The organism is Pigmentiphaga sp. H8 (assembly GCF_003854895.1).
GTDB lineage: Bacteria > Pseudomonadota > Gammaproteobacteria > Burkholderiales > Burkholderiaceae_B > Pigmentiphaga.
This window is the reverse complement of sequence record NZ_CP033966.1, coordinates 1,578,334-1,591,315: the sequence shown is the minus strand read 5'-3', so window position 1 is coordinate 1,591,315 and position 12,982 is coordinate 1,578,334. Positions and strand designations below refer to the sequence as shown.

The window sequence follows — 12,982 nt, the reverse complement described above, 5'->3', positions numbered from 1 at the left end:
GAAAACGATGGAAGATTCGATGCCTGGACGCGGCCCCGTTCCCGACACGGCCCGCGCGGTGCAGATACTCTCGGACGCCCGCCGGCGCTGCCTGGAACTGGGCGTCACGTCCGAGGATCTGGGCGGCCTGCTGCTGGACGAAGCCATGCTGGCCTGGCTGATCTCGGACTGGTCTGAACGCGACGTCCGGCGCAAGCTGATGGAAGCGATGGGGCAGGACGTCAAGATGTGGTACGCGCGGGCCCGGGTCGCCACCGGCCAGTGCGACTGCGTGCAGGAAGTCCACCTGGCCGGCCTGCTGGAAATGGAAGAAGCTGGCCAGCAGCGCCCTCCCATCCTGCAAGCGGCCCCCCAAGCCTGACGGGCCCCCGGATGCGATCGTGGCCAGGGGTCCGACATGCCCAGGACATCAGCCCCACCGGTCACGATTGCTGGCGAGCAGGCACCCCTGCCCCGTCAGGCAGCAGGGTCCGGCGCCGGGCGGCGTGGCCTGGCTGGCCTCCAGGGCCCGCCATAATGCGTCGATCTGCCGCTGAATGGAATCACTCTCGGCCGCGGGCCCGGAGGGCCGCTTGAATCCCGCTTCCCGCGCCAGCAAGGTCGCCTCGTTCAGTTGCTCCAGGATCGGCGCCATTTCCCAGCCGGTCGAATCCTGGGAATGCCGCAGGAGCTGCGCGAAATTCTCGGCGGTCTGTGCCCGCGCCGCTGCCGATTCCGCCAGGTCTTCCCGCCCGCCCGCGGCGGCAAACTCGGCCTGCTGGCGCCAGTAGCGTGAAGACTGCTGTGCCGCCACCTTTCTAGCATCCAGTTCCGCGGCCTCGTCGCAGATGCGTTCATACATCGACTCCAGCGCGCGCAGCCGTTCTGCCGAACAGGCTTCCTCGGTCTGCGCCATCGAGGCTTCCGGCGATTCGCGCGCGGGATCCGGCCGTGGGGACCGTCGGGATGGAAACGCCACGTACGAAACTCTGTTGGTGTTGGTCATAATGTGGATGATCGGATGACAGCATGGGAAGCCGGCCGCGTCACCAGCTCAAGATCAGCAGCGCCACGTTGGCCACGGCCCCTTGATCCCTGAAAAAACGCCTGGGCAGTTCTTTCCAGATCCCCCGGCGTTCCTCGACGATGGGACGCAGATAGCGATTCTGCCTCGGGCCATCGATGCACAGCGCGACTAGGCGGCCGCCCGGGCGAAGCAGGGTCAAGGCCTTGCGGATGTGATCGACGTCGCGGCCGTTCTCGAATGGCGGACTCATGACGATCCGGTCGAACTCCCCGATTTCCCCCCGGGTCAGGGACAGGAAATCGCCATGGATGATCGAAGCGTTCAGGCCCTGATCGACCAGGCCCCGCGCCATGGAGCCATTGATCTCCACCGCGACGCAGTCGATCGTCTGTCCGAAGCGGCGCCGAACGGCCCGAAGCAGCGCACCGGTTCCCGCGCTCGGCTCGCACAGCCTGTGGCCGGCACGGATGTACGCATGGTCCACGATGGTGTCCGCGAGCGCATCCGGCGTGACGAACAGCCGGGCGGGTGGGACAGTGTCTTGCTCGTGCATCTGCATCGCCTCTACCTCGGCGTGTGGCCGCGAGCAACTGCTCGCTGGCCCTGGGGTGTAACGGGCTTGGCGGGCACATGCGGCCGGCGAAGGAGGAGACGTACGAGCATCGCCCGCAATCCAGGCGCCCCCCGCCCGCGCGCCGGCTAGAACATCGTATTGTTGTTGGCCGTTTTTTCCGGCACGGACTGGATCACGTCCCAGTGCTCGACGATCTTCCCGTCCTTGACGCGGAAGATGTCGACGACGGCGCGGCCGCGGTCGCTGGCGTTCTCGGTGGAATGGACGTGCAGCCAGACGAGGTCGTCGTTGGCCGCGCTGCGGACGATGCGAACCTTGGCCTGCGTATTGGTCTTGAACTTGTTGGCGAAGAAGGAAACGAACGGCGCCTTGCCATCGGGCACCGCGGGATTGTGCTGCTTGTAGTCGTCCGCCACCACGCGGGAGCCTTCCGCGACTTCATGCCGGTTGAAGACCCGGTCGTAGAACTCGACGACGAGCTGGCGGTTGGCTTCCTCCTGCTGGAGATTGCGAGCCTTTTCCTGTGCGTGGACGGGACTGGCGAGAACCAGAGCGAGCAAGACGCCGGCGGGAGCGATGAAACGCATGAACAAGGGGCAGGGGCTAGCCACGACATCTCCTTCGATTGAGTCGGCTTCTGCCCAGCTTCCCCCGGGGGGCGGCTGGGCGAAGGGCGAATCATCGGACCAACCCCGCGACGCGGCAAGCGATCAGGCACCAATAGTTAGCATCGGTTAATCTTCCCGCGGCAGCGCCGTCATCTCATATCGGAACGCCTATGTTCCACAGCACCGTATCGCGATTCACCAGATGCACGACCTTGCGCCGTATCATCCATTCCTGTTGCTGCCGGACCAGTTCGTGCAGGTAGACGCCTCCAAAGGTCCGCTGTTCGCGCAGCCGATGCTCGAACATCACGAACTTGGTTCGCACCGACATCGTATCGGCGCCGGACGCCTCGACCATGGGCGCGGACAACACGCGCACCTGCCGGGCCGGGGGATTCTGCGAGAACATCTTCGGGTGCCCGAGCCGCCACACCCGGTCCTCCATGATCGAGCGATCGTCGTAGAACAGCGAAATCCGGCGCAGGGGGTCGCTGTCGCCATGGTCGGCCGGCACCCAGTACAGCGCATCCCGGGTGAACAGCGCCAGCCAGGCTTCCAGTGCCCGTTCGTCCAGCAGGTCGGCCTCGTGCATGATCAGCGCGGCGACATCGGCTGGCGCCGCGGACAGGCGGACCGGCCCGCCGGACGCGGCGCGCGGCGCCGCAGGGGAAGTTGCCATGGTCATCGCCGGTCCTCCGTCATCTGTTCCTTCCAGTAGCGGAACTGCGCGCGCATGCCCGTTTCCCAGGTCGCCAGTCCCACCTTCTCGTCCGGATAGGGCCCGTCCCAATCCTGCCCCATCCCCCGCGCCAGCATGACCCAGTCGGGCTTGCCGGCCTGCAAGCCTTCGTACACGCGCTCGAATATCTCCAGATCGTCGGTCTGCACGAACGAGCTGACCGAGACATGGACGTTGGCGTAGCGGACGATGCCCTGGTTGATGCCGTCGGCCACGCCCTTGATCTGGATGGGCCAGACCAGCACCTCGGTCAGCCCCACCGAAATCGGCCGCACGACGCGGATGTGCATGTTGCCGGTCACGCGCATGATCACGCTGGGATAGAACACCGCGTTGCTCATGTTGCTGCTCTCGATCAAGGCCAGCGCCTTCTCCTGGCCATGACGCTCGACCAGCAGGCGCCGGTACTCCGGGTCATCGAGTTCGCTGCGCCGCGTGGCATCGGGGATGGTCAGGTAGGCCTGCCCATGCCGCGCGCCGTGCACCTCGCCGTGGTCGTAGTGCGAACGCGCGTTCTCCTGGTTGGGATCGCTGCCGGTCAGGACCTTGAATCCGCCCTTGGCGCCGTACGAGCGCTGGACCTGCTGGCCGTCAGGCTTGACGGTCGAGGCATGCGAGAACGGCGGATGGTATTCGTCCAGGCCGTTCTCCATCTGCATCTTCCAGTTTCCCTTGTAGGCGTACTGGTGGACCCCCGCCGAGACATCGATCTCGCCGGTGGGCGAGCGGTCCAGCAGATTGTCCAGGCCGTCCTTGAGCGGCCCGATGAATTCCACCAGGGACGGCCCCTGCTCCGCCACGCTGGCGAAGATGAACCCGCGGTAGTTCTCGACCCGTGCCACGTGGGCCATGGACAGGTTCTCGTCCTTCAGAAAGGACTCGGGATAGGCCGAACGGAACGGAATGCCGGTGATGTCGCCGTTGGTCCGGAAACTCCAGCCGTGGTAGGGGCAGGCGAAATGGTGGACGTTGCCCTCGGCCTCGCGGCACAGGATCGCGCCGCGATGGGGACAGCGGTTGTACAGCACGTGGACCTGCCGCTTGCCGTCGCGCACCACGATGACCGGATGCCTGCCGATGCGCGAGGTCAGGAAATCGCCGGCGTTCGGGATCTGGCTTTCATGGGCCATGAAGATCCAGGCCCGCTCGAAGATCCGTTCCATCTCCATGTCGAAGATGGCCGGATCGGTATACACCCGGGCATGGACCCGGTCTTCGCGCACCAGTTGCCCCACATCCGTCGGATCGACCTCCGCGGCGGGCACCGGACGCAGCGGCGCGAGCGTCTGCATGGTTTCCTCCTTATTGAACCGTCGTTGATGCTTCAATCCTTGTCGATCAGGCCCTCGGGCAGGCGCGCCCACTTGCCGATCTCCGCATCCAGGAAGCGCTTCAGGTGGGCGGGGTCGCCCCCCACCGGCTCCAGCCCCGAATCGCGCATGCGCTGGCTGACCTGGGGGTCGGCGACGATGCTTCCCACGTCGGCCGCCAGGCGCGCCTGGATGTCGGCCGGCACCTCGGCCCGCACGAACATCGCCCACCAGGACGCGGCCGAGAACCCCTTCAGCGTCTCGCCCACCGTGGGCAGGTCGGGCGTGCCGGGATTGCGCTTGTCGCCGGTGGTCGCCAGGGCCCGCAACTGGCCGGCCTTGATCTGGCCGTCCACGGCGGGAAAGCCGGAGAACGCATACAGCGAGCTGTTCGACAGGACGGAGGTGATCGCCGGCGCGGTGCCGCGATAGGGAACGTGCAGGACGTCCACCTGCGCCTGATGCCTGAACAGTTCCGCCATCAGGTGATGAGGCGTCTTGGGCCCGGACGAGGCATACGAGTACTTGCCCGGCGCGGCCTTCAGGTAGGCGATCAGTTCCGGCACGGTCTGGACCGGCGTCGCGGCGTTGACGACCAGCTTGAAATCGATCAGGGCCAGCAGGCTGATCGGGGCGAAGACCACGCGGGGATCGGGCGGCGGCGTCTTCATCATGGTCGGATTGATGGCCGTGCTGTCATTGGACATGTACAGCGTATACCCGTTGGCGGGCGCGCCGAGCACCTGATTGGCCGCCAGCAGCCCGCTGGCGCCGGTGCGGTTCTCGACGACGACGCTCTGTTTCCATTTTTCGGTCAGCCGCTGCGCCACCAGGCGCGCCAGCATGTCGCCGGACGACCCGGGCGCGGCCCCCACCACCAGGGTCACCATGCGCTCGGGATACGCCGCCGCGGCCGATCCGGGGTACGGCACGACCGCCACGCAGGCGGCCAGACAAGCGAGCCATCTCGTTTTCATCCCAGCCTCTTCACTGTGGTTGCCGGCGACAGGGCGCCGCCCATCGACCGTGCGCGTTCACCGGCCGCTGCTCCGGCCAGGAAACGCGACACGGCTTCGTTGAACCGTTGCGGATGCTCGAGGAACGGCAAGTGGCCGCACTCGTTCAGGCACAGCAACCCGGCGTCGCGCATCCTGGCGGCCCCGTCTCGGTGGGCGGCCAGGGACGTGCGCGTGTCGTCGCGCCCGATGATCACCAGCGTGCGTGCCACGATGTCTTCCAGATAGGGAAAGGCCAGCGCTTCGCCCTCGTCCATCGAGCGGGCGAGCCTGTCCATGATGTCCCGGTAGGCCTCGGCCGCGCCAGGCAGCGCGTAGGCCGTCATGTGCGCCACCAGGATGTCGTCGGCGTCCGGCGGACGAAAGCAGGTATTCGCGATCCGGGCGCGCAGCGCTTGCAGGGACGGCTCGGCATAGGCGCGCGAACCGTTCGCGTAGACCGCCTTGAGGACTTCCGGCTGGCCGACGGGATCGTTGAAGACCGATCCCGTGCCGGTCAGCACCAGCGCCGTGACGCGCTGCGGCGCCTGCAGCGCGGTGCGGGCGGCCACCAGGCCTCCCAGCGAGCTGCCCATGACGGCAAGCCGGTCGAATCCCAGATGCGAGGCCAGCGCCAGCACCTGATCCGCCATCAAGGCCTGCGGTGCGCCGGTCCACCCGGCTGGCGCCGCGCTGTGCCCCTGCCCGGGCAGGTCGGGCGCGACCACCGTGTAGTCCCGCGCCAGCTCGTCGATGTTCCGGGCAAAGATCTCGGCCGGGTAGCCGACCGGATGGATGAGCATCAGCAAGGGACCGTCGCCGGCGATCAGATAACGGGTCCGCAGGCCGCCCACGTCGAGGAACGCCGCTTTCATGCTTGCCTCTTCATGATGTTTTCGAGATTTTGAATACAAAATACTTTGCCGTCAACGCTCTCGTTTTCCCTTAAATCCCGCTAAATCTTTGGCAAGAATGCTTCGTCATCCCATTTCTTTTGCGCCATTGACAAAAATATTGTATTCAGAACACAATCGAAAAAGACAGTGCTTCGAATTCAATCGAGACAAGGACTCCAGCATGGAAAAAGTCGCCTTCGGACCGCGTCGGCTCGGCCACGTCAACCTGTACGTCTCCGATCTCGAGGCCTCCCTCTCCTTCTACGAACGGCATTGCGGCCTGGCGCGGGTCAGGATGGAAACCGCCATCGGCGCCGGCTTCCTGTCGAACGGCAACACGCATCACGACCTCGGGTTGATCGAGATCTCGCGCGGCCAGGATCGCCATGGCCGCGACGGCCACGTGCAGATCCAGTCCACCCGCGGCCGGCATCCGGGCCTGAACCACCTGGGCTGGGAGATGGAGAACCAGGCCGCGCTGGTGGCGGCGTACGAACGCATGCGCGCGGCCGGCATGGCGCCCCACGCGCTGTACGACCACATCATTTCGCATGCCGTCTACGTTTCCGACCCGGACGGCAACGTGCACGAGTTCTACGCCGACTCCATGAAGAATTGGGAAAGCGTGTTCAACCTGGACCATGACGACCTGGTCACCAGCCGTTGGGACCCGCTGTCCAGCGAACGCTCGACCACCTCCAACTACAACCCGACCCCCAGCCTGCGCCGGCCCGCTCCGTCCGAAATGCCGACCCGCCACGTGACGGGCGCTTCGCTGGCCACCCGCCGCTACGACGAGATGATGCGTTTCATGCAGGAAGTCGCGGGCTTCCGGTTGTTGGCCGAGACCGCATCCCCCGCCCGGTCCGCCGTCTTCGGCGGCACCACCGGCCGCCCGGACCTGCGCCTGACCGAGGTCGGGACCGGGCAACAAACGGGCTTTCGCATGTTCTCGCTCATGGTCGACCCCGCCGGCTTTTCCCGGCACCTGGCCGAAGCACCGGTGCCGGCCACGGCCCGGCGCATCGTGCACGACGACCGCGAGGCCGTGGTCCTGGCCGACCCCGACGGCTTCCTGGTCGAACTCTACGCATCGCGCGACGACGCCTTCCTGGAACCCCTGGCGCTGGCGCATGCCAGTTAGCAGCGGATCGTTTTTGAATACAATCCGTCCATGGACTCCCTCCCGCTGCTCGCCTCCGGCGACTCACGCCTGCCGCTGCCGGAAATCATCTACAAGCAGTTGCGCGTCAACATCCTGGACGGGACGCTCAAGCCCGGCGCCGTCCTGCGCCAGGAGGAAATCGCCAAGCTCTTCAACGTCAGCCGGGTTCCCGTCCGCGAAGCGATGGGACGGCTCGAAACCGACGGCCTGATCGTGCTGCGCCCGCGGCGCGGCTATGCGGTCACGGAACTTCAGCAGGACGAGATCGTCGAGATCTTCGAACTGCGCATGGTCATCGAAGAACACGCCGCGACCATCGCGGCGCGCGCCCGCACCCAGGACGACATCGACGCCGTCGAACATCTGCTCCTGCAGATGGAGGCACTGGCCGCCCGCTCAGCCAACTACGACAACCAGTGGGCCAGCCTCAACCGCGACTTCCACTCGCGGCTGGTGCACGCAAGCCGCCGCAAGCGCCTCGCCAACATCGCCGACACCCTGCGCGATACCGTGGAAGCCTATGTCCGCATGGAAATGCGCCTGACCGGCGACGTCAGCCAGGCACTGCGCGAACACCGGGAAATCTTCGAAGCCTTCAAGGCGGGCGATGCCCATGGGCTGGCCATGCTCAGCCGCAGCCACGTCGAAGAGACGGCGCGGCGGCTCTTGAGCGGCCTGCGCCAGAAACGCTAGAAGCACCGCCCCGACAGGATCACCGGCACTTCCTTGTTGGCTGCCGAATGGCCATCCATGGGCAGGCCGTCGATCCCTATGCGCCCCTGCCGGGGCGCGTCGCCCACCGCGCAGCCCACGCGGATCATGACGAGTTGTTCCTCGCTGGTGGCCTTGAACCAATAGAAGGTTCCGTGGGGCAGCATGACGCCCTCGCGCGGGCCGATCGTGCGCATTTCTCCATGAGGCCCATGAAAGGTGGCCTGCCCTTGCAGCACGACGAACACATGATCTTCGTTGGGATGGGCGTGCAGTTCGTTCTCGCCCGTCGCCGCGTAGGCCTTCAACACGACGGCCATGCGATCGCTGGCGGCCATGGGCGTGTCGGTCCTTCCCTGCGCCGGCAACTGGCCGCTCAGCTTGAAGAAGGACGGCACGCCGGGCTTCTCGAGCTCGGACAGCATGCGGACGAGATCGGCGTTGCTCTGGCTGAAGGCGGGTACGGCGGCGTTCCCCTGCTGGCTCATGCGGATTCCCCTAGTCGAGTTGGATGTTGGCCTTGCGGATGATCTGCGCGGTTCCCGACACCGACCGCTCGATCTTCCCGGCCAGCATCGCCGCGGATCCCGGCGCGGGATCGAAGCCCAGTGCGCTGAACTTCTCCTTGAAAGCCGGCTGCGACAGGGTCTCCACGACCACGGCGTTCAAGCGCTCGACGATAGGCGCGGGCGTCCCGCGCGGCGCCACCAGGCCGAACCAGGCCATTTCATCGTAGTCGCCACCTATGGTCTCCCTGACGGTGGGCACGTTCGGAGCGCCCGCGTAACGCTGCGCCGACCCGACCGCGAGCGCCCGGACGCGCCCCTCGTGCACGTTCATCAGTCCGCCGTTGTAGGCGAAGGTCACATGTCCGCCCTGGATGCTGGTGATGACCTCGGCGCTGCCCTTGTAGGGGACGTGGATGAAGGGCACGCCGGAAGCCAGCGAGATCTTCTCTATCGCCAGATGCGAGCTGGAGCCCACGCCTATGCTGCCGTAGCTGATGCGCGCGTCGGGCTTGCGCGCGGCAGCGATCAGGTCCGCCAGCGAACGATATGGCGACGCGGGATGGACGACGATGAAAAGGGGCGTGGTCGCCACATGCGCGACGGGCGCGAAGTCCCGGCGCGCATCGTAGGTGGCGTTCGGCCGGACCGTGTTGATGCCGAACGAACCTTCGTTGCCCATCATCAGCGTGTAGCCGTCGGGCGCCGCCGCGATGAGCTGCTGGGCGGCGATCATGCCGTTGGCTCCCGCGCGCGTCTCGACCACGACCGGCTGCCCCAGCCGCGCCGCCATCCCCTCGGCCATCGAACGCGTCAGCGCGTCGATGACCGACCCCGGCGCCCACGGGAAAATCAGGCGTATGGGCTTGCCCGGGTAAACCGTGGCGTCGGCGTGCGCATTGCCGCCCCACGCCATGCCCGCCAATACCGCCATCCATCCGAACACCCTTTTCATCATCGCTCCTCGACGCTCGGCCCGGCCATCGCCGGACCTTCCATGGCATGCAGGCGGCGCCGCCATGCGGGCTCCGCCTCGGGGTTCTTGCAATACAGCGGCAGCTCGCCGCGCAGCAGGCGGTCGATGTTCTCGAGCGCGGTGCCGGGCAGCACGCTCAGCCCGTCATAGGTCTGGGCAACCAGATGCGGGGTCAGATAGACGTTGTCCAGCGTCCAGAGCGGGCTGTCCGCGGGCAGCGGCTCGACCTCGAACGTGTCCAGCGCGGCGCCCCCCAGCCGGCCCGATGCCAGCGCCTCGCACAGGGCCCGCTCGTCCACGGCCTGCCCGCGCGCCGTATTGATCAGCCGGGCGCCGGGCTTCATCAGCGCGAACTCCCGCGCGCCCATCACCGGCCTCGCGCCGGGCGCGGGCGTGACGTGCAGGCTCACGATGTCGCTGCCGGCCAGCAACTCGTCCAGCGCCACGAAGGCCACGTGATCCGGCAGGTCGTCCGGACGCGGCGCGCCCGGGCGGCCGCAGGCCAGGACCCGCACGCTGAACCCCGCCAGGCGGCGGGCGACCTCCCTGCCGATACGGCCGAATCCGACCAGTCCAACCGTCCGGCCGGACAGGATGCGAGCCCAGCGCTCCGCCAGCAGGGCCCGGGGCCGCGGCCGCCGGCCGTCCATGACCTCGCGCGCCCGATCCGGCTGGTAGAGCTGCATCAGGATCAGCATGACGGTGGCCTCGGACAGCGCCGTACGGTTCTGGAGCGTGGCGGCGTGGCCGACCAGGATTCCCCGCTGCGTCGCGGCCGCGACGTCCACCGTTTCCAGGCCCACCGTGGGATTCACGATGCCGCGCAGCCTGGGCATGGCATCCATGAGTTCCGGCCCGCAGACCGAACGCGAACTGAATACCGCCACCTCCACGTCCCGCAATTGCGCCCGCATGCCCGGCACGTCATAGACGAGCTTGGGACCGGGCGCCGTGACCGGGCCGCGCACCACCCGCACCCGCCGCTCGGCCAGCCCCGCGGCGATCTGGTCCAGCACTTCCGACAGCATGTAGTCGTGCGCCAGGAACACGGTGGAAAGGGGGGCGGCCATGTGACGCTCTCGGGTGGAATAGCTGATGATAGTTTGAATTTTGCATTCAAAATACAAAACTCGAAACGCCAATTTTCTAGGGGTTTCCACCAAAACAAAAGCATCATCGCCGACTGCCAGGGAGTCAGTGGCTATACTTTCCCAAGTATTTTGAATTCAGCCGGCCCATGCTCAAGCTCGATATAGGCAGCCTCCCCCCGCGCAAGAATCTCTCCAGAGAGATCTACGAAGCCCTGGAAACCGCCATCATCCAGGGCCGCCTGCAGCCCGGTACCCGGCTGGCCGAGGACGTGCTTTCCGCCCGCTTCGGTGTCAGCCGGTCGCCCGTGCGCGAAGCCATCAGCGAACTCGAACGCGTGGGACTTGCCGAGCGGGGCACGATGCGGGACCGCCGCGTCAGCGTCCCGACCGAGGCCTTCATCGTCGACTGCTTCGACGTCTGGGTGCTGCTGGAAAGCGAGCGGCTGTACGAATCGAGCCTGCGCAGCGACGCCGACGCGATCCGCGGCATCGAGATCCTGCTGCACCGCCTCGAACAATCCCCCGCGCCGGAGTCCCCCGTCCTGCACGCCTTCCACGAGGCCCTGCGCGCGGATTGCCGCAACCAGCAGCTGCAGCGCGTGGCCAACGACTGGTCGAAATACGTGACCTGGCTGCGCAGCCTGTATTTCACGTACGACCCCGGCCAGGGCAATGCCCAGGAAGAGCACCGCCAACTGGTGCAGCTCTACAAGGCGCGCGACCGCGGCGGTCTGACCCAGGCCTTGCGCCGGCACATCAGCTGGCAGCGCGATGCGATTCTGGATGGCTGGCGCCAGGCGGCCAAGGAAGAGAAAGACGAAGCGGCGGCCTTGCTGGCCGCCCTGCAAGAACAATAATGCGAATCGCTATCATTTTATGCAAAAATAGGAGCATGTCCTTGACCCTGTAGGGAAACGCGTGTCCCGACCTGCCGACAGTGCCGCCAGTCATGCGCTCGGCAGCCTCTATAGCCAGCACAGCCAGTGGCTGGTTGCCTGGCTGCAAAGAAAGCTGGGAAACCGCTCCGACGCCGCGGACATCGCCCAGGACACGTTCACCCGTATCTGGGCGGGCGCCCGGACACACGCCATCCAGGACATCCGCGAACCCCGGGCCTACCTGACGACGGTGGCCAAGCGCCTGGTCGTCAACCACCTCGAACGCCAGTCGCTGCAACAGGCCTATCTGGCATCCCTGCACCGCTTGCCCGAGCATACCGTGCCGTCGGTGGAAGCCCGGGCGATCCTGCTGGAAACGCTGGAGGAACTGGACGCGCTGCTGGACGAGTTGCCGGCCAAGGCCCGCACCGCCTTCCTGCTTTCCCAGCTGGAAGGCCTGTCCTACGAGGAAATCGCCGCGCACATGCAGGTCAGCGTGCGCACGGTCACCCGCTACATGGCACAGGGCTTCAGGCAATGCCTGCGCGTCATGCTGGCCCCCGGCGCATGAACGCCGTCGACGCGCGCATCCTCGATGAAGCCGCCCACTGGCTCGCGCGCCGGCACGCGTCCGACTTCAGCGAATCGGAACACGCGGAACTGCAACGCTGGCGCGGCCAGAGCGCCGTCCACGAACACGTCTGGCAACAGGCCGAGCGCCTGAAGGAACGGATGAACGCCCTGCCCGTCCCCATGGGCATGGCCGTGCTGAATCGGCCCCGCCGCACGGCCAGCCGCAGGCAATTCCTCAAGACGGCCGCGCTGGCGATCGGCGCGCCGGCGCTGGGCTGGCTGGCGTATCGCCGGCTTCCCTGGCAAACCTGGAATGCCGACTTCAGGACGGCCACCGGGGAGCGCCGGTCGATCACGCTGGCCGATGGCAGCCGGATCCTGCTGAACACGGCTTCGGCCATCAGCGCGAACTTCGATGGCACCGCCCGGCGGGTGCGCCAGCACGCGGGGGAGATCCTGGTGGAAACGGCGCATCCGGCCCGGTACGCCGGCCAGCCCTTCATCGTCCAGACCGAAGACGGCGACATGCAGGCCCTGGGCACCCGCTTCCTCGTCCGCACGCACGAGCAGGGCACCGCGCTCGCGGTGCTGGACGGCGCGGTCAGGATCCGTCCCGCCCGGTCGACGCACAGCACCATCGTCCAGGCCGGGGAACGCGCCGAATTCGACAGCCAGGCGGTCCGCGCCGTGACGGCGCTTGCGCCCGAAGCGGATGCCTGGACCCAGGGCGTACTTTATGCGCAGGACATGCGGCTGGAGGACTTCCTGGCCGAACTGGCCCGCTACCGGCCCGGCATCCTGCAGTGCGCCCCGGATGCCGCGGACCTGCGGGTCTCCGGCAGCTTCCAATTGAATGACACCTCCCGCATCCTGGACCTCCTGACCCGGACGCTGCCCGTGCGGACCGAAGAACGGACCCGCTACTGGGTCAGGGTGACCCGCCGCTAGGCCCCC

16 protein-coding genes are annotated in these 12,982 nt (G+C 66.8%); 6 read left to right on the top strand and 10 right to left on the bottom strand.

Annotated elements, in window-relative coordinates:
* The first annotated feature begins 7 nt into the window (after window positions 1-7).
* Window positions 8-361, top strand: a complete 354-nt coding sequence (locus EGT29_RS07550) for a hypothetical protein (protein ID WP_124688437.1) — start codon at window positions 8-10, stop codon at window positions 359-361.
* A 48-nt stretch (window positions 362-409) separates the two neighbouring features.
* Here EGT29_RS07550 and EGT29_RS07545 read toward each other — a convergent pair whose 3' ends face one another.
* From EGT29_RS07545 to EGT29_RS07515, 7 genes are all read right to left on the bottom strand, one after another.
* Window positions 410-895: a hypothetical protein gene (locus tag EGT29_RS07545; protein ID WP_124688436.1), complete on the bottom strand. Its 486-nt coding sequence runs from the start codon at window positions 893-895 to the stop codon at window positions 410-412.
* Between the two features lie 130 nt (window positions 896-1,025).
* Entirely contained in the window at window positions 1,026-1,559 is a 534-nt protein-coding gene (locus EGT29_RS07540) for a class I SAM-dependent methyltransferase (RefSeq protein WP_124688435.1), read from the bottom strand.
* A 146-nt stretch (window positions 1,560-1,705) separates the two neighbouring features.
* Window positions 1,706-2,167 (bottom strand): nuclear transport factor 2 family protein, encoded by a 462-nt coding sequence (locus tag EGT29_RS07535; RefSeq protein ID WP_124692260.1) that lies wholly within the window; start codon window positions 2,165-2,167, stop codon window positions 1,706-1,708.
* A gap of 175 nt (window positions 2,168-2,342) precedes the next feature.
* Window positions 2,343-2,867 (bottom strand): aromatic-ring-hydroxylating dioxygenase subunit beta, encoded by a 525-nt coding sequence (locus EGT29_RS07530; protein WP_161567730.1) that lies wholly within the window; start codon window positions 2,865-2,867, stop codon window positions 2,343-2,345.
* Between the two features lie 2 nt (window positions 2,868-2,869).
* Window positions 2,870-4,219 carry an aromatic ring-hydroxylating dioxygenase subunit alpha gene (locus EGT29_RS07525; RefSeq protein ID WP_124688433.1) on the bottom strand — a complete coding sequence of 450 codons (1,350 nt, stop codon included), beginning with the start codon at window positions 4,217-4,219 and terminating at the stop codon, window positions 2,870-2,872.
* A gap of 32 nt (window positions 4,220-4,251) precedes the next feature.
* Window positions 4,252-5,214 (bottom strand): tripartite tricarboxylate transporter substrate binding protein, encoded by a 963-nt coding sequence (locus EGT29_RS07520; protein ID WP_124688432.1) that lies wholly within the window; start codon window positions 5,212-5,214, stop codon window positions 4,252-4,254.
* Window positions 5,211-6,107, bottom strand: coding sequence for an alpha/beta fold hydrolase (locus EGT29_RS07515; RefSeq protein ID WP_124688431.1), 897 nt, complete (start codon window positions 6,105-6,107; stop codon window positions 5,211-5,213). The genes EGT29_RS07520 and EGT29_RS07515 overlap by 4 nt, the downstream gene beginning before the upstream one ends.
* 202 nt (window positions 6,108-6,309) lie before the next feature.
* Between EGT29_RS07515 and EGT29_RS07510 the strand changes: the two genes are divergently transcribed.
* Both EGT29_RS07510 and EGT29_RS07505 read left to right on the top strand, forming a co-directional pair.
* Window positions 6,310-7,272 carry a VOC family protein gene (locus tag EGT29_RS07510; protein WP_161567729.1) on the top strand — a complete coding sequence of 321 codons (963 nt, stop codon included), beginning with the start codon at window positions 6,310-6,312 and terminating at the stop codon, window positions 7,270-7,272.
* 30 nt (window positions 7,273-7,302) lie between these two features.
* Window positions 7,303-7,986: a GntR family transcriptional regulator gene (locus tag EGT29_RS07505; RefSeq protein ID WP_124688429.1), complete on the top strand. Its 684-nt coding sequence runs from the start codon at window positions 7,303-7,305 to the stop codon at window positions 7,984-7,986.
* Here EGT29_RS07505 and EGT29_RS07500 read toward each other — a convergent pair.
* The 3 genes from EGT29_RS07500 to EGT29_RS07490 are packed head-to-tail and all read right to left on the bottom strand — an operon-like array spanning window position 7,983 to window position 10,556.
* Window positions 7,983-8,492, bottom strand: coding sequence for a cupin domain-containing protein (locus tag EGT29_RS07500; RefSeq protein WP_238160321.1), 510 nt, complete (start codon window positions 8,490-8,492; stop codon window positions 7,983-7,985). The genes EGT29_RS07505 and EGT29_RS07500 overlap by 4 nt on opposite strands.
* Window positions 8,493-8,502: 10 nt before the next feature.
* Window positions 8,503-9,465, bottom strand: a complete 963-nt coding sequence (locus tag EGT29_RS07495; RefSeq protein ID WP_161567728.1) for a tripartite tricarboxylate transporter substrate binding protein — start codon at window positions 9,463-9,465, stop codon at window positions 8,503-8,505.
* Window positions 9,465-10,556: an NAD(P)-dependent oxidoreductase gene (locus tag EGT29_RS07490; RefSeq protein WP_124688427.1), complete on the bottom strand. Its 1,092-nt coding sequence runs from the start codon at window positions 10,554-10,556 to the stop codon at window positions 9,465-9,467. Before EGT29_RS07490 ends, EGT29_RS07495 begins: the two co-directional genes overlap by 1 nt.
* Window positions 10,557-10,723: 167 nt before the next feature.
* On the opposite strand from EGT29_RS07490, the gene EGT29_RS07485 reads away from it, so the two are divergent.
* From EGT29_RS07485 to EGT29_RS07475, 3 genes are all read left to right on the top strand, one after another.
* On the top strand, window positions 10,724-11,434 hold the full coding sequence (locus EGT29_RS07485) for a GntR family transcriptional regulator (protein WP_124688426.1): 711 nt from the start codon (window positions 10,724-10,726) through the stop codon (window positions 11,432-11,434).
* A 61-nt stretch (window positions 11,435-11,495) separates the two neighbouring features.
* Window positions 11,496-12,026, top strand: a complete 531-nt coding sequence (locus tag EGT29_RS07480) for a sigma-70 family RNA polymerase sigma factor (protein WP_124688425.1) — start codon at window positions 11,496-11,498, stop codon at window positions 12,024-12,026.
* Window positions 12,023-12,976 carry a FecR domain-containing protein gene (locus EGT29_RS07475; RefSeq protein WP_124688424.1) on the top strand — a complete coding sequence of 318 codons (954 nt, stop codon included), beginning with the start codon at window positions 12,023-12,025 and terminating at the stop codon, window positions 12,974-12,976. The genes EGT29_RS07480 and EGT29_RS07475 overlap by 4 nt, the downstream gene beginning before the upstream one ends.
* Window positions 12,977-12,982: the final 6 nt, after the last annotated feature.

Bases quoted from the DNA above. Each gene is read 5' to 3' on its own strand.
- EGT29_RS07500 (WP_238160321.1), bottom strand. From the start codon at position 8,492: ATGAGCCAGCAGGGGAACGCCGCCGTACCCGCCTTCAGCCAGAGCAAC.
- EGT29_RS07535 (WP_124692260.1), bottom strand. From the start codon at position 2,167: ATGCGTTTCATCGCTCCCGCCGGCGTCTTGCTCGCTCTGGTTCTCGCC.
- EGT29_RS07550 (WP_124688437.1), top strand. From the start codon at position 8: ATGGAAGATTCGATGCCTGGACGCGGCCCCGTTCCCGACACGGCCCGC.
- EGT29_RS07540 (WP_124688435.1), bottom strand. From the start codon at position 1,559: ATGCACGAGCAAGACACTGTCCCACCCGCCCGGCTGTTCGTCACGCCG.
- EGT29_RS07545 (WP_124688436.1), bottom strand. From the start codon at position 895: ATGGCGCAGACCGAGGAAGCCTGTTCGGCAGAACGGCTGCGCGCGCTG.
- EGT29_RS07490 (WP_124688427.1), bottom strand. From the start codon at position 10,556: ATGGCCGCCCCCCTTTCCACCGTGTTCCTGGCGCACGACTACATGCTG.
- EGT29_RS07520 (WP_124688432.1), bottom strand. From the start codon at position 5,214: ATGAAAACGAGATGGCTCGCTTGTCTGGCCGCCTGCGTGGCGGTCGTG.
- EGT29_RS07505 (WP_124688429.1), top strand. From the start codon at position 7,303: ATGGACTCCCTCCCGCTGCTCGCCTCCGGCGACTCACGCCTGCCGCTG.
- EGT29_RS07530 (WP_161567730.1), bottom strand. From the start codon at position 2,867: ATGGCAACTTCCCCTGCGGCGCCGCGCGCCGCGTCCGGCGGGCCGGTC.
- EGT29_RS07495 (WP_161567728.1), bottom strand. From the start codon at position 9,465: ATGAAAAGGGTGTTCGGATGGATGGCGGTATTGGCGGGCATGGCGTGG.
- EGT29_RS07475 (WP_124688424.1), top strand. From the start codon at position 12,023: ATGAACGCCGTCGACGCGCGCATCCTCGATGAAGCCGCCCACTGGCTC.
- EGT29_RS07510 (WP_161567729.1), top strand. From the start codon at position 6,310: ATGGAAAAAGTCGCCTTCGGACCGCGTCGGCTCGGCCACGTCAACCTG.
- EGT29_RS07515 (WP_124688431.1), bottom strand. From the start codon at position 6,107: ATGAAAGCGGCGTTCCTCGACGTGGGCGGCCTGCGGACCCGTTATCTG.
- EGT29_RS07485 (WP_124688426.1), top strand. From the start codon at position 10,724: ATGCTCAAGCTCGATATAGGCAGCCTCCCCCCGCGCAAGAATCTCTCC.
- EGT29_RS07525 (WP_124688433.1), bottom strand. From the start codon at position 4,219: ATGCAGACGCTCGCGCCGCTGCGTCCGGTGCCCGCCGCGGAGGTCGAT.